At 69.9% G+C, this 17,827-nt stretch carries 18 protein-coding genes; 7 read left to right on the forward strand and 11 right to left on the reverse strand.

Annotated features, from left to right (window positions below; translation table 11 throughout):
* Positions 1 to 2: 2 nt before the first annotated feature.
* From ACQP00_RS20815 to ACQP00_RS20830, 4 genes are read right to left on the reverse strand one after another with little or no spacing between them, the layout of a single operon-like run.
* Positions 3 to 695: a hypothetical protein gene (locus ACQP00_RS20815; protein WP_433221502.1), complete on the reverse strand. Its 693-nt coding sequence runs from the start codon at positions 693 to 695 to the stop codon at positions 3 to 5.
* 7 nt (positions 696 to 702) lie between these two features.
* The gene (gene adhE, locus ACQP00_RS20820; RefSeq protein ID WP_433223928.1) at positions 703 to 3,339 is read right to left on the reverse strand and encodes a bifunctional acetaldehyde-CoA/alcohol dehydrogenase; all 2,637 of its coding nucleotides are present in this window, start codon (positions 3,337 to 3,339) and stop codon (positions 703 to 705) included.
* Positions 3,340 to 3,385: 46 nt separating this feature from the next.
* Positions 3,386 to 4,342: a universal stress protein gene (locus tag ACQP00_RS20825; RefSeq protein WP_433221504.1), complete on the reverse strand. Its 957-nt coding sequence runs from the start codon at positions 4,340 to 4,342 to the stop codon at positions 3,386 to 3,388.
* Between the two features lie 26 nt (positions 4,343 to 4,368).
* Positions 4,369 to 5,016 carry a CBS domain-containing protein gene (locus tag ACQP00_RS20830; protein WP_433221506.1) on the reverse strand — a complete coding sequence of 216 codons (648 nt, stop codon included), beginning with the start codon at positions 5,014 to 5,016 and terminating at the stop codon, positions 4,369 to 4,371.
* A 147-nt stretch (positions 5,017 to 5,163) separates the two neighbouring features.
* Between ACQP00_RS20830 and ACQP00_RS20835 the strand changes: the two genes are divergently transcribed.
* Together ACQP00_RS20835 and ACQP00_RS20840 are read left to right on the forward strand one after the other, a co-directional pair.
* Positions 5,164 to 5,835, forward strand: coding sequence for a universal stress protein (locus ACQP00_RS20835; RefSeq protein WP_433221508.1), 672 nt, complete (start codon positions 5,164 to 5,166; stop codon positions 5,833 to 5,835).
* Complete coding sequence (locus ACQP00_RS20840; protein ID WP_433223930.1) at positions 5,802 to 6,374, forward strand: universal stress protein; 573 nt, start codon at positions 5,802 to 5,804, stop codon at positions 6,372 to 6,374. The genes ACQP00_RS20835 and ACQP00_RS20840 overlap by 34 nt, the downstream gene beginning before the upstream one ends.
* 542 nt (positions 6,375 to 6,916) lie before the next feature.
* On the opposite strand, the gene ACQP00_RS20845 is transcribed toward ACQP00_RS20840, so the two are convergent.
* Positions 6,917 to 7,882, reverse strand: coding sequence for an Acg family FMN-binding oxidoreductase (locus ACQP00_RS20845; RefSeq protein WP_433221510.1), 966 nt, complete (start codon positions 7,880 to 7,882; stop codon positions 6,917 to 6,919).
* Positions 7,883 to 8,015: 133 nt separating this feature from the next.
* Positions 8,016 to 8,558 (reverse strand): hypothetical protein, encoded by a 543-nt coding sequence (locus ACQP00_RS20850; protein WP_433221512.1) that lies wholly within the window; start codon positions 8,556 to 8,558, stop codon positions 8,016 to 8,018.
* Between the two features lie 208 nt (positions 8,559 to 8,766).
* Between ACQP00_RS20850 and ACQP00_RS20855 the strand changes: the two genes are divergently transcribed.
* The 4 genes from ACQP00_RS20855 to ACQP00_RS20870 all read left to right on the forward strand — a co-directional run bounded on the left by ACQP00_RS20855 (position 8,767) and on the right by ACQP00_RS20870 (position 12,933).
* Complete coding sequence (locus tag ACQP00_RS20855; RefSeq protein ID WP_433221514.1) at positions 8,767 to 9,594, forward strand: MerR family transcriptional regulator; 828 nt, start codon at positions 8,767 to 8,769, stop codon at positions 9,592 to 9,594.
* A 2-nt stretch (positions 9,595 to 9,596) separates the two neighbouring features.
* Positions 9,597 to 10,547, forward strand: a complete 951-nt coding sequence (locus ACQP00_RS20860) for an ABC transporter ATP-binding protein (protein WP_433223932.1) — start codon at positions 9,597 to 9,599, stop codon at positions 10,545 to 10,547.
* On the forward strand, positions 10,544 to 12,127 hold the full coding sequence (locus tag ACQP00_RS20865) for a hypothetical protein (RefSeq protein ID WP_433221516.1): 1,584 nt from the start codon (positions 10,544 to 10,546) through the stop codon (positions 12,125 to 12,127). Before ACQP00_RS20860 ends, ACQP00_RS20865 begins: the two co-directional genes overlap by 4 nt.
* Positions 12,128 to 12,282: 155 nt before the next feature.
* Positions 12,283 to 12,933, forward strand: a complete 651-nt coding sequence (locus ACQP00_RS20870) for a hypothetical protein (RefSeq protein ID WP_433221518.1) — start codon at positions 12,283 to 12,285, stop codon at positions 12,931 to 12,933.
* Between the two features lie 1,232 nt (positions 12,934 to 14,165).
* Here ACQP00_RS20870 and ACQP00_RS20875 read toward each other — a convergent pair.
* On the reverse strand, positions 14,166 to 14,525 hold the full coding sequence (locus ACQP00_RS20875) for an MEDS domain-containing protein (protein WP_433221520.1): 360 nt from the start codon (positions 14,523 to 14,525) through the stop codon (positions 14,166 to 14,168).
* On the reverse strand, positions 14,489 to 14,707 hold the full coding sequence (locus ACQP00_RS20880; RefSeq protein WP_433221522.1) for a hypothetical protein: 219 nt from the start codon (positions 14,705 to 14,707) through the stop codon (positions 14,489 to 14,491). Before ACQP00_RS20880 ends, ACQP00_RS20875 begins: the two co-directional genes overlap by 37 nt.
* A gap of 306 nt (positions 14,708 to 15,013) precedes the next feature.
* Here ACQP00_RS20880 and ACQP00_RS20885 point away from each other — a divergent pair, with 306 nt between their 5' ends.
* Positions 15,014 to 15,457 carry a cyclic nucleotide-binding domain-containing protein gene (locus tag ACQP00_RS20885; protein ID WP_433221524.1) on the forward strand — a complete coding sequence of 148 codons (444 nt, stop codon included), beginning with the start codon at positions 15,014 to 15,016 and terminating at the stop codon, positions 15,455 to 15,457.
* A gap of 108 nt (positions 15,458 to 15,565) precedes the next feature.
* On the opposite strand, the gene ACQP00_RS20890 is transcribed toward ACQP00_RS20885, so the two are convergent.
* The 3 genes from ACQP00_RS20890 to ACQP00_RS20900 all read right to left on the reverse strand — a co-directional run bounded on the left by ACQP00_RS20890 (position 15,566) and on the right by ACQP00_RS20900 (position 17,826).
* Positions 15,566 to 15,880 carry an HPF/RaiA family ribosome-associated protein gene (locus ACQP00_RS20890; RefSeq protein WP_433221526.1) on the reverse strand — a complete coding sequence of 105 codons (315 nt, stop codon included), beginning with the start codon at positions 15,878 to 15,880 and terminating at the stop codon, positions 15,566 to 15,568.
* Between the two features lie 467 nt (positions 15,881 to 16,347).
* Positions 16,348 to 17,220, reverse strand: coding sequence for a universal stress protein (locus ACQP00_RS20895; protein ID WP_433221528.1), 873 nt, complete (start codon positions 17,218 to 17,220; stop codon positions 16,348 to 16,350).
* A gap of 102 nt (positions 17,221 to 17,322) precedes the next feature.
* Positions 17,323 to 17,826: a hypothetical protein gene (locus ACQP00_RS20900; protein WP_433221530.1), complete on the reverse strand. Its 504-nt coding sequence runs from the start codon at positions 17,824 to 17,826 to the stop codon at positions 17,323 to 17,325.
* Between the last annotated feature and the right edge of the window lies 1 nt (position 17,827).

Here is a 17,827-nt window from a genome sequence, read left to right on the forward strand (position 1 = left end):
GTTCACGATCGTCCGCGGCGGGTGCCGGCGGCAGAGCCGGTCGTCACATCCCGTACGGGACTGATGTCCCGTGCCGCTTCCAGGTGCACGGTGAGCCGCACGGCGGCACGGCCGGTGAGCGCGGCGACCGTGGCGGCCATCAACGCTCCGCAACCGACACCGATGACCGTGATCAGCCACCATGCCTGACCTGGTTGCCACAGCGGCATCGCGGTCAGCAGGAGGACCGCCAGACCCGCTGCCCAGGCAGCGGCGGTCGCCGCGATCCACGCCGGCCGGTCTACCCCGGCCCGGCACAGCACCAGCCACTGGGCGGTGCAGATGCTGCCCAACAGCATCGTCGCCGCCACCAACCCGGCTGCGACGAGCACGGGGGTCGGCAGGCGCGTCAGCCGCTCGCCGAGGGTGCTGGGCAGCATCCCGACCGCGTACGCGAGGACGGCCGCGGCGCCGGTCGCGGTCCAGTACCTCCGTAGGCCGAGCCCGGGCAGCCGCGACCGCCACACGGACGCCTGCGCGTAACCGAGGAGGCTGCCCTCGACGAACCCGGCGGCGAGGACCGCCGGGTACGTGACGCCGTCTGGCCACCGCGCTGTCGTGGCGGCGGCAGCGCCGACGGTCGCCGGGACGACGAACCCGGCAAGTTCCCCGGCGGTCGTCACCGCCGTCCAGCGCCACCACCATGCCGGGTTCATGACCGGTTCATGACCGGGTGGTGCCGTAGTACGCGGTCCGCATGATCTTGCGGAGGTCCTCCAGCATCGGCATCCGCGGGTTCGCCGGAGCGCACTGGTCCAGGTAGGCGTTCATTGCCTGCTGCGGCAGCGCGTCCAGGAACGTCTGCTCATCCACGCCGACCGCCTGGAACGACGCTTCGATGCCGACCTCGGTGCGCAGCCGTTCCACGGCGGCGGCGTAGGACTCGACGCCCTCCTCCGGGGTGCGGGCCGGCAGGCCGAGTGCCCGTGCGATCTGCTGGAACCGTTCGGGGGCGACGTACCGTTCATACTTCGGCCACGCGGTCAGCTTCGCCGGGACCTGGCCGTTGTGCCGGATGACGTGCGGCAGCAGGATCGCGTTGGTGCGCCCGTGCGCGATGTGGAACGTGGCGCCGAGGGTGTGCGCGAGTGCGTGGACGATGCCGAGGAACGCGTTGCCGAACGCCATGCCGGCGATGGTGCCGGCGTTGTGCATCTTCTCCCGGGCGACCGGGTCGGCGTTGTCGTGGTGCACGGCCGCCGGCAGGTGTTCGAAGATGAGTTTGATGGCGTGCAGGGCGAGACCGTCGGTGTAGTCACTGGCGTAGACGGAAACGAACGCCTCGGTGGCGTGGGTGAGGGCGTCGAAGCCGCTGTCGGCGGTGACGTTCGGCGGCAGGTCAGCGGTCAGCACCGGGTCGATGATGGCGACGCTCGGGGTGAGCGCGTAGTCGGCGAGAGGGTACTTCATGCCGGTCTTCGTGTCGGTGATGACGGCGAACGGGGTGATCTCCGCGCCGGTGCCGGAGGTGGTCGGGATGCACACCAGCCGGGCGAGCCGGCCGAGGGTCGGGAACGTGAACGCTCGCTTGCGGATGTCGAAGAACTTCTCCCGCATGTCGGTGAACTCGACGCCGGGGTGCTCGTAGAGCAGCCACATCACCTTCGCCGCGTCCATCGGGGAGCCGCCGCCGAGCGCGATGATCGTGTCGGGCCGGAAGGAGCGCATCAGCTCGGCGCCGCGTTCGGCGGTCTGCATCGTCGGCTCCGGTTCGACGCTGTCGAGGATCTGCACGGTGACCGGGTTGGCGCTGCCGCGCAGGACACCGCGGATGCGGTCGACGTAGCCGAGGCGGGTCATGGTCGGGTCGGTGACGATGGTGACGCGGTGCACGTCGGGCATGTCGGCGAAATAGCGGATGGCGTTGGGTTCGAAGTAGATCTTCGGCGGGATCTTGAACCACTGCAGGTTGTTGGTCCGACGCCCGATCCGCTTGATGTTGAGCAGGTTGACCGCGGACACGTTGCCCGACACGGAGTTGCGGCCGTAGCTGCCACAGCCGAGGGTCAGCGAGGGCAGGAACGCATTGTAGACGTCGCCGATACCGCCCTGCGACGACGGCGAGTTCCAGATGATCCGCATGGCCTTGACCCGCTGCCCGTAGGCCTCCGCGGTCGCGGCGTCGGCGGTGTGGATGACCGCGCTGTGGCCCAGGCCGTCGAGCTCGACCATCTCCTCGGCGCGGAGGAACCCCTCCTCGCATGAGCTGACCTGTAGCAGGGCCAGGACCGGGCACAACTTCTCCCGGGTCAACGGCTCGTCGGGGCCGACGCCGCCGACCGGCGCCAGGATGACCGACGTGTCCGCGGGCACCTCGAACCCGGCACCGGCCGCTATCCACGCCGCGCTGCGGCCCACGACGTCCGTGTTGAGCTTGGCACCGGCGCAGTTGCTGCCGGCCGCGACGCCGAAGATGAACTTCTCCAGCCGCTCCTTCTCGTGCGGGGTCGCGACGTGCGCGTGCAGCCGTTCGAACTGGGCCAGCGCCTGCCCGGCGATCGCCTCGTCGAGGATGACGGCCTGCTCGGAGGCGCAGATCATGCCGTTGTCGAAGGTTTTGGACACGACCACGTCGTGCACGGCGCGGACGACGTCGGCGCTGCGTTCGATGTACGCGGGGACGTTGCCGGGCCCGACACCGAGGGCGGGTTTCCCGGCGGAGTACGCGGCGCGGACCATCCCGCTCCCGCCGGTGGCAAGGATGACCGCCACCCCGGGGTGCCGCATGAGCTCCTGGGTCGCCTCGATGGACGGCGTCTCGATCCACTGGATGCAGTCGCGGGGCGCGCCGGCGACGACCGCGGCGTCGCGCACCACGCGGGCGGCCTCGGCGCTGCACCGCTGCGCGGTCGGGTGGAACGCGAACACGACCGGGTTGCGAGTCTTCAACGCGATCAGGGCCTTGAACACGGTCGTGGACGTCGGGTTGGTGACCGGCGTGACGGCGCACACCACACCAACCGGCTCGGCGATCTCGACGATGCCGTTGATCTCGTCGCGGGACACGATCCCGACCGTGCGCAACCCTGCCAGGCTGCGCGCGATGTGCTCGGAGGCGAACACGTTCTTGACGGCCTTGTCCTCGAACACGCCGCGCCCGGTCTCCTCGATCGCCAGTTCGGCGAGGCGGCCGTGCTGGCTGAGCGCCGCGACGGAGGCCTTCTTGACGATGTGGTCGATCTGTACCTGGTTGAGTGCGGCATAGCCCTCTAGGGCCTGCAGCGCCCTGGTCACCAGCCGGTCGACCGCCGGTGCTGCGCCTTCGACGGACACGTCCAGCTGTTCGGCGAGCGCCGTCATCACGTCACGTCCTTCCTGTGGACGCGGGCCGTAGTGACCCGCGTCTTCATCCTTCGGCGGCAAGCACATCGATCCCAGTGCTCGAGGTCCCGCCCAGGGGCGACCAAGTTCCCGTCTCGTGGGAGGAGCGCACGACGGCCACCGGGCACACGGCGTTGCGCACCAGCGTGTCCGGCACGGCCGCGGTCCGCGGGAGCCTGGCGCGGTCCTGGGCACCCGCGACGAGCAGCGCAGCACCGGCTGCGGCGTCGAGCAGCCGGGTGGTCGGGTCGATGCCCTGCAGCACGTCCAGCGCGACCGGGACGTCGGCGAATACGGTCCGCCACCCGGCGATGGCATGGCTGAGCGCCAGCCGGGCCTCGGCGTCGTCGCTAGGTTCGCCGCTGTACGGCCTGACGCAGCAGATCCGCAGGCTGGTTCCGCGGCGCAGGGCTGCCTTGAAGGCGTACGCGATCGCCGCCGCGGACGGCGCGGACGTGTCGAGTCCCAGCACGACGGGACCGACGTCGTCGCCGGCCTGCAGGTCCACCGCCGGACCGGTCCCAGCACCAGTCGCGGTCTCTGACCCGGTCACGACCACCGGACCGGACGCGTACTTTAAAACGTGCGTCGCGACCGCACCGACGTTAATCCGTCGGAACCCGCCGCCTGCAGGCGGCCGGCCGTGACCATGCCGTCCCAGCACGACCACGTCCGCAGACCGGGACGCGCGCACCAGCGCGGCGCCAGGGGCCCGCTGCGCGAGCACGGTCTGCACGTCGACGCCGGGCGCCGCCCGCACCAACTCGGCACGTGCCGCGTCCAGCAGCCGGTGCGCCTCAGCCGGGGCGTCGGCGGTCAGGTCGGGCGGGAGCAGCGCGGCGTATGCGACCCTGTCCAGCAGCGAGTGCACGACGCGGATCACGCCGTGGCCCGACGCCGCCTCCGCCACGGCGAAACGGGCCGCGGCCCACGAGTCCGCGGAACCGTCGAACCCCACGACGATCCGGATGTGCGATGCCATGCCGGCCTCCTCCCGGGCTGGACGGCTCAGGCATCGAAGGTGTGGCTGAGGTGGGTCTTCGTATCGTCGAATCCCCACTGCAGGTCGTCGTCAGTGACGCCGACGACACCGTCGAGGCGGCGGACCAAGCGCGCGACGATCTCGGCGCTGCTGCGGCGGTCGATCTTCCCGGCCAGGGTCACGTGCCCGCCCGTGACCGTCACGTCGACCTCGATCGGGTCGATCCACATGATCCCACGCAGCACCGACTCGATGACGTCGTCGCGGATCGCGGTGTCCTCCCGCAGGTACCGACGCAGGAGATCCCGCCGGGAGATGATGCCCACCAGGCTTCCGGCCTCGTCGAGCACAGGCAGCCGCTTGACGTCGCGCTGCTCCATGAGCCGCGCGGCGTCAGTGAGCGTGGTCGTCTCGAGGACCGTGACCGCCGGCGCCGTCATCAACGCCTCGGCGTGCTCGCCGACCGCCTTTTCCTTGGCCCGGCGGGCGCGGCGGCGTTCGAAGAGCCCGGCGTGCACGCCGACGCCGTCGAACTCGACCTTGTGTAGTAGATCCGCCTCGGAGACCACACCGAGCACGTGCCGGCCAGCAACGACCGGGGCAGCGCTGACACCGAACGCGATCAGCAGATCGACGATCTGCTTGTACCCGAGATCGGGCGCGACAGTGACCACAGCGGTGCTCATCATATCCCGTACCAGCAGCGAACTCATCGACCCACTCCCTTCCAAGGAATGTTGCCTTTTCCCACCCTGATCGGGCGCCGGTCGCGACACATGGGCCGAAAGTCCCGTGCGGCACCACCCGCCGACCCTGCTTCCATGGCGACGCTGCACAGCGTGATCCACGTGCGTACCACGCGAACCGTCGCCGAAGCGGCGCTCACCCGGTTCCTCGGCGCGCCACCACGTACTCCGCGGGCCGTCGCGATCGGCAACTACGCCGCCCCGCGACGCCGCGGAGTTCCGGCTGTTCAAGCTCAACGCAGGAGATCGTCGACCGCGCAGCGCACCCGGCCAACCACGACGCGGCGCGGGCCGCAGACCGGACGTTCAGGCTGCCGCAGCATCGAGGCCGGGACCATCGGCCCGCATCGGCCGATCCGGATGCATCTGCCCTCACCGTGGAGGCCGGTTGACGCTGATGCCGAGAGCCGGGCACAGGAGGAGACCATGGACGGGACTAGGATCATCGTCGGATTCGACGGCTCCGACGAGTCGCGCCGAGCGGTGGACTGGGCCGCCGACGAGGCCGAGCGGACCGGCGCGCCGCTACAGATCGTGCACGCCTACCAGCTCGGCTGGCCCACGGGCACCCTCTACCGCCCGACCGCCGATGAGGCCGCCCAGCTGCGGCGCCGCGCCAAGGAGGTCGCTGCCGGTGTCGCCGCGGCGGTCCGCGCCCGGGGCACCAGCATCGACGCCACCGTCACCGTGGTACACACCCCGCGGCCACGACACTGCTTGACCTCTGCAACAACGGCGCCAAGATGATCGTCGTCGGTAACCGCGGTGCGGGTGGCATCGCGAACCTGCTCCTGGGCTTCGTCAGCCAGCAGGTCGCCACGCACGCCCGCGTGCCGGCCGACGTGATCCGCGGTCGGACCGTGACCGGCGGCGGACCGGTCATCGTCGGGGTCGACAGCTCCGCCGCGGCCGACGCCGCGCTCACCCTCGCGTTCGAGGAGGCCACCGCACGCGGCGCCGATGTCGTCGCCATCAGAGCCTACGTGCCGCCGCCACCCGCAGTGGTGCCGGTGAAGGCGGTCGAGGCCGACGAGCGCGCGGCGTTGGAAGCGTCGCTGGCGGGCTGGCAGGACAAGTACCCGTCGGTGCGGCTGGAGGGCCTGCTCGCCGTCGGTGGTCCGGCGAAGGTTCTGGTCAGTGTCTCGCGCTCCGCGCAGCTGGTCGTGGTCGGCAGCCGCGGGCATGGCAGCTTCGCGGGGTTGCTGCTGGGTTCCGTCGGTCAGAAGCTCATGCACCACGCCGAATGCCCTGTCTTGATCGCCCACCCGGGGGGCGCCGTTGCTTGAAGGGTGAGGTCTGTGCTGGCGGTCATGCTCATCGCCGCGGCCCACATTACGTTCGTCGCCTTACACGTCCGCGCCATCCACCGTGATCCACCAGCCGGTACCCGCTACCGTAGGCGGTGCGGGTCCTGCCGGGACGTTCGGCCGAGACCCTGCGCCGATCGCCCGACGCGGCGGCCGGCCCTGGTGGCGTGACCGCGCCGCCGGTGGACTGGCGGTTGAACGGCGGCGCCGAAGATGTCTCTGTCGTGGTTTACGCCACGGGCCTCGGACGGTCAGCGCGGACGGTTGCACGAACGCGGCGTGCTGACAGGCAACGGCCGAGGTTCCGGCGTGACGCTGATTGGGTGAGGACCAGTCCCGCACCATCACGCGGCGCACCTGGTTACGCGATCAGTGAACAGCGTCGCGCGATGTACGAGCGTAGGGAGTTTGCACAAGCCGCTGAGGACGGCGCCGATGCCGACACCGTATCGAGGTGCCGGTATGGACTCCGTACGACCGATATGGCCGACCGGCCGGTGGTCGACGGGACCATCGTGCTGTTACCGCACGACGGTACGCGTGCTCGGACGTCGCGTCGTCGCCGGCAGTGACGGTAGCCCGGCCGCCGGAGTCCCGACCCGCAGGGCGAGGGCGGGATGGGTGCCGTCGCCGAGCAGCTGGCGCAACGCTTTCCGGGTGGTGGGGACCTCGATCACGTCGCTGATCGGGGAAGCGGCGAGACCGCGGGCGGTCAGCGTCAGCCAGATCGCCGAGGTCGCCGCGCCGGCGTTGATCCAGTCGTGTGGTGTGTCGGTGTCGGTGTGCAGGACAGTGTAAACGGTTCCGCGATCGGTGCCGGTGCCTGCGGCCAGTCGGGGTGCGGTGTCGAAGTCCCGCACGGCGATACGGTGCTGTCCGGCCGCGACGACGCTAGACGCGGCCACGCCGTCGCGAGCGGACTCGGCACGTCTGGTCCACTCCCGTACGTCCTCGCTGTAGCGCAGATGTATGCGCTCGATCCCGCCGGCGAACGCGACCGCCGCCGCGAAGCGGGGGAGTTCGTCGTCGGTGAGAATGTGCAGGCGTGTCCGATACGGTCGTGCGGCGTCGGTGAGGGCGTCGAGATCGGCCTCGGTGGGCCGCTGGTCACTGAACGGTCGCCGGTCGGTCCGGCGCCGGTCGATCGCCGCGTACAGTGTCGCGTCGGCGGGAACGCGGAGGCCGAGTTGCAGGCGCGCGACGAGGTCAGGTTCGGCCGGGTCGGGCAGGTGTGTGACGACGCCGGCGTGGCCGGTGGCGTGCAGGGCGGTGACGGCGTGGTGCAGGGCGATGCCGCAGCTGAGCAGCAGCAGCTCGCCGGTGGGGTCCAGCGCGGTGAGCTGCCGGGTCCGATCGGCCCGAAGGTCGGCACGGCCGTCTGTCAGGTGCCAGCGCCACGGCTGGGAGTTGAGCAATGACGGTGCGCGCAGCGCAGCGGTCGCTGCCTGAGCGAGCGGGTCATTCCGGGCGGTGGGTAACGTGGTCATGCCGCTCTCCTTTCAGCGGTGTGCGATGCGAGGGTTGGTGCTGCGCCGGTGAGGGTGCGGCTGCCGTGCGCTGCGCGCTTCGGAACCGGGCCCGCGGCGGCCCCGTCCGGGCCGCCGCGGATCCACCGTGGATCTACAGTTGGGCGGTTTCGGGTGTACGACGCAGGTGCCGGAAGCCCAGCGCGGTCAGGACGAGCATGATCAGCGCCAGGACGATGACGGTGTACCCGGCCCACATGGCGACCTGGGACACGAACCACCAGCCGTAGGCGTTGAGCAGCGTGGCGCGCAGCATCTCACCGCGGAAGAGAGTGTCGACCTTTCCGGCCAGGGCGGTGTCGGAGGGGTTGGCGCGGGCTTCGGTGCTGGTCTCGCTGTACGTCTTGCCACCATTGATCTTCTTCAGGTGGGTGTCGATGTACTCGGAGTAGACCTTGGCCTGCCCGCCGTTCTCGACCTTCTGCCCGGCGTGGTCGAGGATGTTCTGGTTGGTGATGCCTTCGTCCTTGAGGGCGGCGGCGCTGGGGAAGCTGATGTTTTGCGGGCGGAGGTTGTCGGTGACGTTGCTGTTGGCGAAGTTCGCGCCGACGAGGACAAGCACGCCGACAAGCAGCAGCGCGATGGCCGCCACAGCCCCGGCGGAGCTGACGAGTAGGTCGAACGTCTTGCGTCGCATGGTCCTGGTCTCCTCTTGATGATCTGACACGTCGAGTTTCGACCCACCGCACGGCGGTGTAGCAGAGGCGAAAGTCCCGGCTGCGACGGGCCGAGCGAGACGGTTGCGGACGGGATCGTACGGCGCCCGGCGGGGCGGTGACGTGACCGCGATCAGCGTCAAGGATCACGCTTGACTGTGACGTAACGTCACAGCAGACACTGACGGCGTGCGCGTCAAGGAGATCGCCGAGCTGACCGGTGCCACCGTCCGCGCGATCCGGTACTACCACCAGATCGGTCTGCTGCCGGTGCCCGCCGTCCGCGACGGTTGCCGGCACTACGACCTGACGCACGTGGCGCGGCTGACCCGGATTCGGTGGCTGGCGCAGGCCGGGATACCGCTGTCCCGCATCGCGGGCATCCTCGCCATGCCGGCACGTTCCGGCGGCACGGACCGGGCGGCAGCGGCCGGTACTGCTGACCGGACGGCGGCGCTGGCGGACCTGCGGGCCACCGTCGTCGCGCTGGAGGATCAGCTGGAACAGTTGCGAACTCAGCGTGACCGGGTCCGACGGCTGATGGCGTCGGTCGAGCAGGGCGAACACCTCTCGCCGATGCCGGCGGCGATGGCCCGGTTCTACGACGACCTGGAACGCCGGGCGGGCAACGAACAGGTCCGGCGGGTGATCCGCCGGGAACGGGATTTCATGGAGGTCGCGTTGTACCGCGGGGACATGCCGCCGGAGGCGGCGGTGCTGTACGAACGCTTCACAGATGCCAGCCGCGCCGAGAGCCTTGCCGTGTTCGGTCAGATCGCCGCCCGGTCCCACGCATCGCTGAGCCATGAGGAGATGCGCCGGATCGCGGCGGCGGTCGTCGACCGGATCAGCGGCCAGCTCGGCCCGGATCTGCCGCGGGTGTTCGGGTCGCTGGACCTGGACGTCGTGCGCCGGGCGGCGGACCTGTACGTCCGGTTGGCGGAGCCCGCCGACCGGGCGCTCGACCGGATTATCGCCGACGCGCTCGTGACCGCGATGGAACACATGGGGGGTTGACCATGGGTGACAATCACGCCGTGGACGTGCAAGGCCTGGTAAAGCGGTTCGGCGGGTTCACCGCTGTCGACGGACTCGACCTGCGCGTGCGCACCGGGGAGGTGCACGGATTTCTCGGCCCGAACGGGGCCGGGAAGTCCACCACGATCCGCGTCCTCCTCGGCCTCTACCAAGCCACCGCAGGGCAGGTGCGGGTCGTCGGCCTGCACCCGCAGCAGCGAGCCGCTGAGGTCACCCGGCGGATCTCCTACGTGCCGGGCGAAGTGAACCTGTGGCCGAATCTGACCGGTCAGCAGGTCCTGGACGCGTTGGCGGGCCTCCGCGGCGCTCGTGACGTCGCAGCCGAACGACGGTTGATCGCCGACTTCGCGCTCGACCCGCGCAAACAGGTCCGTGCCTACTCCAAGGGTAACCGGCAGAAGGTCATCCTCATCGCGGCGTTCGCTGCCCCCACCGAACTCCTCGTCCTGGACGAGCCGACGTCCGGGCTGGACCCGCTGATGGAGGAGCTGTTCCAGCGCTGCGTGCGCGACGCTGTGGCCGCCGGACGCACCGTCCTGCTGTCCAGTCACATCCTCGCTGAGGCCGAAGCGCTGTGCGAGTCGGTGACCATCATCAAGGACGGCCGGCTGGTGGAGTCGGGGCGTCTCGCCGACATGCGGCACCTCGCCGCCTCCCAGATCACCGCACGGATCACCGCCGAGCAGGCCGACACGGTCACCGATGCCCTGCAACGGTTCGGGATGGCACCAGCGACACCGGACCCGCACGCACAGGATGTTCAAGCAGCGGCCGCATCTCCTGGCGGGACGGGTATACGGCTCAACGTGCCACGTCAGCAGGTTCCGGCAGTGCTCGGCCTGCTGGCCAGTGTCGACGCACAGGACATCACCTGCACCCCGGCGAACCTGGAAGACCTGTTCCTGCGCCACTACGAGGTGGCGGCGCGATGACGCTGCTGCGGCTCCTCGCCCGCCGGCACCGGCTGATGCTCAGCGCCTGGCTGCTGCTGCTGATCGGGATGACCGCCGGGACGGTGTCGGCGTACCAGTCGACGTACCAAACCGTCCAGCAACGGCAGGTGGCCACCGCGTTGGCGCAGCACAACGCCGCCACCACACTGATGTACGGCAACCTCGCCAGCCCGGGCACGCCGGCGCTGCTGTTCACCTGGGAGATCGGCGCGTTCGGCACCATCCTCGCGGCGATCATGGCGGTCATCGTCACGGTCGCCGTGACCCGCACCACGGAGGACGACGGCACCCTGGAACTGCTCCGCTCGTGCGGGATCGACCCCCGCACGCCGCTACATGCCGCCCTGCAGCTCCTGAGCATCATCGCCGGCCTCCTAGCCGCCGGCTGCACCGTCGCGGTCGGCGCCGCGACGGGCCACGTCGACAGCGTGACCTGGCTCGGCGCCGCAATGTTCGGCGGCGTCATAGGCCTGACGTTCCTGCTGTTCGCCGCGCAGACCCTCGTCGCCGCGCAGATCCTGCCGTCCGGCACCAGCGCACGGGTACTTGGATTCGCGGCGGTCGGTGCCGCGTTCGGCACCCGCGCACTCGCCGACACCCAGCACATCGGTTGGCTGAACTGGTGCACCCCGCTCGGGCTGCGAGCAACCACCCGGCCGTTCCTGCAGGACCGCTGGTGGGCCCTCGTGGTCAACCTCGGTGCGGTCGTGGTCCTGGCCGGCATCGCACAGGTGCTGGCCGGCCGGCGGGAGTACCGCGCCGGGCTGCTCCGCCGCCGCGGCAGCCACGACGCCCGCCTGCACGTCAGGTCGACCATCGGGTTCCTGACCCGGCTGCAGCGCCGGTCGGTGCTCACCTGGATCATCGCCACGGCCGGCATTGGGACACTGTTCTCCGCGATGGGCTCCGGGGTGGTCCAACAGAGTCAGGACAACGACCTCGGCGGGTTCCTCGCCGCACAGCTCGGTACCGGCGACCCGGTCGCCGGGTACTTCGCCTACACCGGCACGACCGTCGGGCTCGTCGTGTCCGCCTTCGCGATCCTGTCGGTGTCCAGAAGCCGCCATGACGAGCAGACCGGCCTGACCGACCACATCCTCGCCGTGGGTGTACGCCGCTGGATGCCGCTGCTCGGGCAGCTCGCGGTGACCGCCGCCGCCAGCCTGGTCATCCTCACCGTCACCGGCGCCTGCAGCGCGCTCGTAGCGCCGACGGTCATCGCCAGCCCGCACGTCGCCGCACGGGCCTTCACCTACATCGTGGGTCAGTGGCCGGCCACGATGGTCCTAGCCGGCTGCGCCGCGCTCCTGGCCGGGCGGTGGCCACGCTGGACCGGCGCGGCGTGGCTTCCGCTCATCGCCGGCGGCGGACTCGCCCTGCTCGGCGACCTCCTCAGCGTCCCAGCCCGGATCCGCGACGCCGGCATGTTCCAGCACGTGCCAGACATCGCCGGACCGCACCCGCACCCGTACAGCCAACTCGTCCTACTCGCCGCCGGTGCCGCCGCCGCGGTCCTCGGCGTTACCGGCACGACCCGCCGTGACGTCCAGGCCGGCTGATCGCCGCCGGCCGACCACGATCGCTGGCTTGCCAGCGTATTCGGACGATACAGGGCGGCACGGGCCCTTGACAGGAGATCAGCGTGTACGGATCGGTGCGACACCCGAGGGCCCGTCGGACGCACAACGGTGCCCCCAGCCCGGCACGGCCGTTCATGCTGGGTGGGATCGCCGCTGTGGCCAGCGGCGGCCTCGTTCTGTTCAAGGCGGTTCTCGACCTGCTGGTGGGTGAACCACCGCCCACCGAGCCGCAGTTACGGCTGTGGCTGCAGACCCACCATGGGCTGCTGGCATGGACCAATGAATCGCTGGTAGTCGCCGCCGTGCTGCTCACTCCCGTGCTGCCCGCGCTTTACCGGCGTCTCGACGGACCGAGCAGGCCCTGGGTCGGGTTCGGCTGCGGCATGCTCGCCGCAGCCATCTCGGTCACCCTCACGCTGGGCATCGTGCACGGGCGACTGATGTACCCGGTGTACGGCATCGACCTCGACGACCACGCCACCGCCGCGCTCCTCGTGTCCCTGTACTACGGCGGTGCACACGAGGCCACCCTGCTCGTGGGCGGCGCCCTCATCATGCTGAGCATCGCGGCACGCCAGGGCCCCCAGGGCTCGGTAACAGCAACCGTCGGGACCGGCGCAGGGATATGCCAGATCGCCGGGGCTTTCCCGTGGCTCACCGGACCCCTGATCGCCGCCTGCACGCAGGCAACGCTGGCCGCTTGGCTCACGTACGTCGGCGTGCTCCTGCTCCTGTCGCCGCGTGCTGGTGCAGCCTCGACCTCCGACGCGCCGCCCGGCAGCTGACGAAAATCTGGCGCCTGGCGGGCCCGCTGTCACAACGGCACTCGCTTGCTCGGCGGCCCCCTCCGCGCCCTCGACCGGATCGCGTCGCCGGCCCGGGCCACAGGGTCGCCGGGCCGTGCCCGCCCGGTCAGACCCACCCGCTCTGCTCGCACCCGCCGGTCTGAGGCGGCATCGTCAACGCCCGCCGTGACGTGCTCACCCGTCGGTCGCTGGACGTCAGGTGCAGGACTGTCGTCCGGACGCGACGGGTCCTTCGCCACTGCCAGAGAGCGTGGCTTCCGCGTGACGATGGTTGACGACAGCAGTGAGAGGGGTCCGACATGCAATCACAACCTCGACGCCTGGCGTTGCTGCTGGGTTTCGGCATCGCGGCAACAGGTGTGGCGATGAGTGAGACGCTCGCGTGGCTGACCGCCCGAGCATTGTGGACTGCGGAGCAACCGGGTCCGGCGCGCCATGACTTGCCACGGTGCTGACACCGTCGGCACGGCACGGCACGGCACGGCATTGCTGGCAGGCGTCGGCCCCGCATGGGTTCAATCGGCGCGGACGCTGTTGACGAGGCTGAGCACCTCACTGCGCAGGGATTGCGCCAGCTGCGCCAGCCCGGGTTGACGATCTGCCGCCCCGGGGTAGTCGCCGCGGCCGTGATCCCGGCCACCAGGATGCTCATATCTTTGATGCTCTGCGTCACCGATTCCAGAACGCTGATCGCTGCCATTGCCGCCTCTTGCACGTCGTTGACCTGGGCCACAAGGTGGTCGGACGACGACGACGTTTCGTTCGCGAGGGTCTTGACCTCGGTGGCGACGACGTTGAACCGCGTCCGGCATCACCGGCACGGACGGCTTCGATAGTGGCGTTCAGAGCAAGCATCCGGGTCTACGCCGCGATCCTGGTGATCAGGTCGACGGCCGCCCGGATCTGCCCCGAGGCGGTACGAAGGCTCCCAACGGTGTCGAGTCCCTGCTCGGCGTTGCGACCGCGGCGATGACCGGCGGCGGGGTGACCTGCGTGACGCTGTCACAGAGCAGTCCACGCGCTGATCGGATATCCGCGGCTCGGGTCGCCCCACCCCATCGACGCCGCCGGTACGACGGCCGCCGTCCCGTCTAGACCGTACCGAACCCGTACCGAACCGATGCAACAGCACCGAATCCCGGACCTCAGCCTGAAGACTGTCGGGTGACGGTGAGTGGCCTCGTCGTCACCGGTCATTGTTGTCGATTGGTTCACGGGGTCCGCAATGACGACTCATCGACGCCGGGTTGCGTCGACGCGGGGTGCGCCATGCGGACGGCGCACAGCTGCGCAGGGTCGAACGGGCGAGCGTCGTACTGGCAGACGACGCCTGCGAAACCGTCAATGACGAGATCGTTGAGTGCGGTCTCGTGGCCCACCAGTGTCTCGACGCCGCGGCAGGCCGAAGAGGCCCACGTCTGAGTCGATGATCGGGAGGGGGCCTTGGTGTCCTCGCGCTGTGACCGCCAGACGCGACAGCAGGGGGCAGGATCGAACCAACCGTCGGCAAGGGTGACGGCATCGTCGATGACGGTCAGCCGGCCGGTCCGCAGCGCCGAGATGACATCCACCCGGCCGTTTCCAGCGCGGTCACCGGGCGGGCCGGTTCCAGTTCGACCGCCTGGGAGACAACTTTCTGCCAGGCGCGCAGAACGGCCCGGGCGAGCGCTGCGGCATTGGCGAACCGATCGTCGGCATTGCCGAAAATCCAACAGCTGTGATCGTCGGCACGGACCACCGCCTGCACTGCCACCAGGCGTGCCTCCGTTCAGCCGTGTCCGGTGGCACCGGCACTGCAGGTTGCGGTCACGTCACGCGGCCCGTGCCGTACGTGGCAACGGAGCATGATCCCTGCTGCGGGCGGTGCAGACGTCGGGCGACGCATTGTTGGCACCGGATTCGTGCTGCCGTTCGGCGCCGGGCAGGGGACTTTCGACTCTGCATCGTATCCCTGGTCCGTCGATATCGTCGGGCGAACCGCTGGTCCACAGCGGCGCGCACCGCAGAGGGGATCCGGATGACGCTTGCTCTACTGTCCGGCCAGCCGTTCTTCGGCGGATTGAACGAGCACCAGCTGCGCCGCATCGAACGTTGTTCACGACGTTCGATGTTTCACGCCGGCAACCGGCTGTTCCGAGAAGGTGAGCCCGCCGACCGGTTCTGGGTCATCGTCGACGGTGCAGTAGACCTGGACTTCCAGGTGCCAGATCGCGGTGACATCGTGGTCGACACCCTCGGCGCCGGTTCGGTGCTGGGTTGGTCGTGGCTGCTGGCACCGCATCGCTGGCACTTCGGGGCGGTGGCCGTGCAGACCGCGATGACGGTCGAGCTGGACGCTGCGGCCGTCCGCCACCTGTGTGACCTGGATCCGGCTTTGGGCTACACGCTGGCCACCCGGTCAAGTCTGGTCCTGCTGGACCGACTCCAGGCAACCCGGCTGCGGCTGGTGCAGGTGCTGAGCGCCGATGACGTCGCAGCCATGCAGCAGGAGCCAGGGTCCTGAGGAGCGCGCCGCCGCGCCGTCGGCGAAGACGCCGGCCACGGCGGCACGGTACGTCCTGAGCTGTGAGTGGCTGCCAGCCCTACAGAGCTTCTGCCACGATCGGTCGGATCATCGGGCGGTGTGCTGATGGCCGAGGTGGCCCTGCAGCCGGTCCCGCAGCAGGTCGACTGCCTCGTGCGGTGTGTCGGCGGAGGCCTCAGCGTGCAGCACACGGCCGTTGACGTCGATCTCGGCGCGGGCGGTGACCGGGCGGGTCGCCGCCGGGTTGGTGGTGCGGTCGATCCGGACCCGGGCGTACAGGACGGGCTGTGCCGTGTGTCCCAGCACCGCGGTAACCTTCTCCCGGGCATAGCGCTGCAGTTCGGTCTCCATACCGTGCTGGAGCTGCACCTGAACTTCGACCTCGTCATGCGTGCGGGACATTATCGATCCTCTCGCCGGTACACCAATGGTTGCAGGTGTACCGATCAACTACTTGAGATCATTTGACTGCGTCCCCCGGGTATCGGCCAGGGACCTCGGTCCCGCCCGGCTGGACCGAGGTCCCTGAGGCGCTGCTACCCGGTCGTGCCACCGGCTGCGCAGCACCCTGCGGAACCCAACAGCACGGCCACACGGCGGCGCAGCCGACACAGACAGTCGGGCATCTCCCGGCCTCCGCGTCGGCTTCAACCCGCTCGTCGGGACAGCGCGCCAGGACGGCCGCGCCGCGCTGGGGCCGGCGCGGCCGCCGTGTCGTGCGAGGTCAGCGGTGCGCCGACGCCTGGCGGCGTCGTCGGCTACCGCCGCACTCGGTCGACGTCGAGCGGCGGTGCACGATGGCTGTCATCACCCACCTGCCGACAGCACACGCTTGGGACGCGAACCATCAATGTTCATCCGGCTGCTGTTCACGCTGGCTTCGGCGGGTGCGCGATCATGACCGGGCACTCCGCGTGGTGCATCAGCTGCTGCCCGACGGAGCCCAGGAGCAGGCCGGTGAAGCCGCCGTGGCCGCGGCTGCCGACCACGACGAGTCGGGCGGTGTGGGAGACGCCGATGAGGACCTGGGCGGGCCGGCCGACGGCCACGAGCGCCTCCACTTTCACGCCCGGGTACTGCTGCCGCCACGGCGCGAGGGACGCTTCCAGCGCGTCGCGTTCGATCGTCTCTGCGGCGTGCAACGGGACCACATGTTGCGGTGGCGGTTGGTAGGCGCGAATGGCGACGACCTCGGTGCCGCGGGTGTCAGCGGCGGCGAATGCCAGGCTCAGCGCCGTGTTCGATGAGGCAGAGCCGTCGACGCCGACGACGACCGGGCCACCCGTTGCGGTCCAGCGGCCCCGGACGACGACGACCGGCGTGTTGGCGTGGGTCGCGACCTGCTGGCTCACGGAGCCCAGCAGCAGGTTGCTGATGCCACCGGCACCGCGGTTGCCGACGACGAGCAGACCGGTAGTCGTGTCGGGGATGGTCGTGGTGTCGGCGAGGTCGAGCAGTGTAGCTGCGGGCGTCGCGTACACCGAGGTGCCGATGACGTCGATTTCGGGCCCACGCTCGCGGACCTGCGCGACGGCCTCGTCGATGAGCTGTTCGCCGCGGCGCCGGGCCTCTTCGAGGAGTTCGGCGGAAATGTCGTAGTACGCGCCGGGCCAGGTGATCTGGTAGGTGTGCACGATCTGCAATTGGGCATGGGTCCGTTCCGCCTCGTCGGCGGCCCACTGTACCGCCGCGTGCGCTTCGCCGGATCCGTCGAATCCGACGATGATCCGTGTGCCGTTCATGACGGCCTCCTCAGTTGTCTGTTGCTGCGTGTGCGGGTGTTTCGGCGGTTGTCGGGACTGTTGCGACGCTGGGCCGTCGAGATGCCGTCGAGGTGCGCGGTTCTAGGTTCCGGCGTTGGCTGTCTGCTGGAGCGTCGTGGCGATGGTGTGGGCCCAGCCGCACACTTCTGCGGGGTCCGGCTCGAGAGCGCGGGGTGTCCACGGTGCGGCGGGCGCGGTGACGGCCAGGAACGGTCGATGATCCAGCGCGCTGAGTGCGTCTTCGACGGTGCCGAGGTCGACCGGTGGCTGCGGTGTCAGGGCGGTGCCGGCGGGGCTGTTGGAGAAGAGCCAGACCGGGAGGCGACGCAGGTGGTGCTGCTGCGCTGTCGCGAATTGCACCGCGTGGCGCCGCCAGCGTCCGGTGAGCGCGGTGCTGCCGAGGATCACCGCGTCGAACCCGGCGGTGCTGTCAATGCTGGCGGCGCTGCCGTCCTGATCGGTGTGATTGGTGCCGACGGGTCGCAGGACGCTGTGGAGTCCGTGCAGTACCAGGGTGTCGCTGATCAGGCGGGCGGTGTCGGCGGACGCGCCGTCGTCGTCGGCGTAGGTGACTAGAACACGCATG

It is taken from the genome of Dactylosporangium sp. CS-047395 (assembly GCF_050942185.1).
GTDB lineage: Bacteria > Actinomycetota > Actinomycetes > Mycobacteriales > Micromonosporaceae > Dactylosporangium.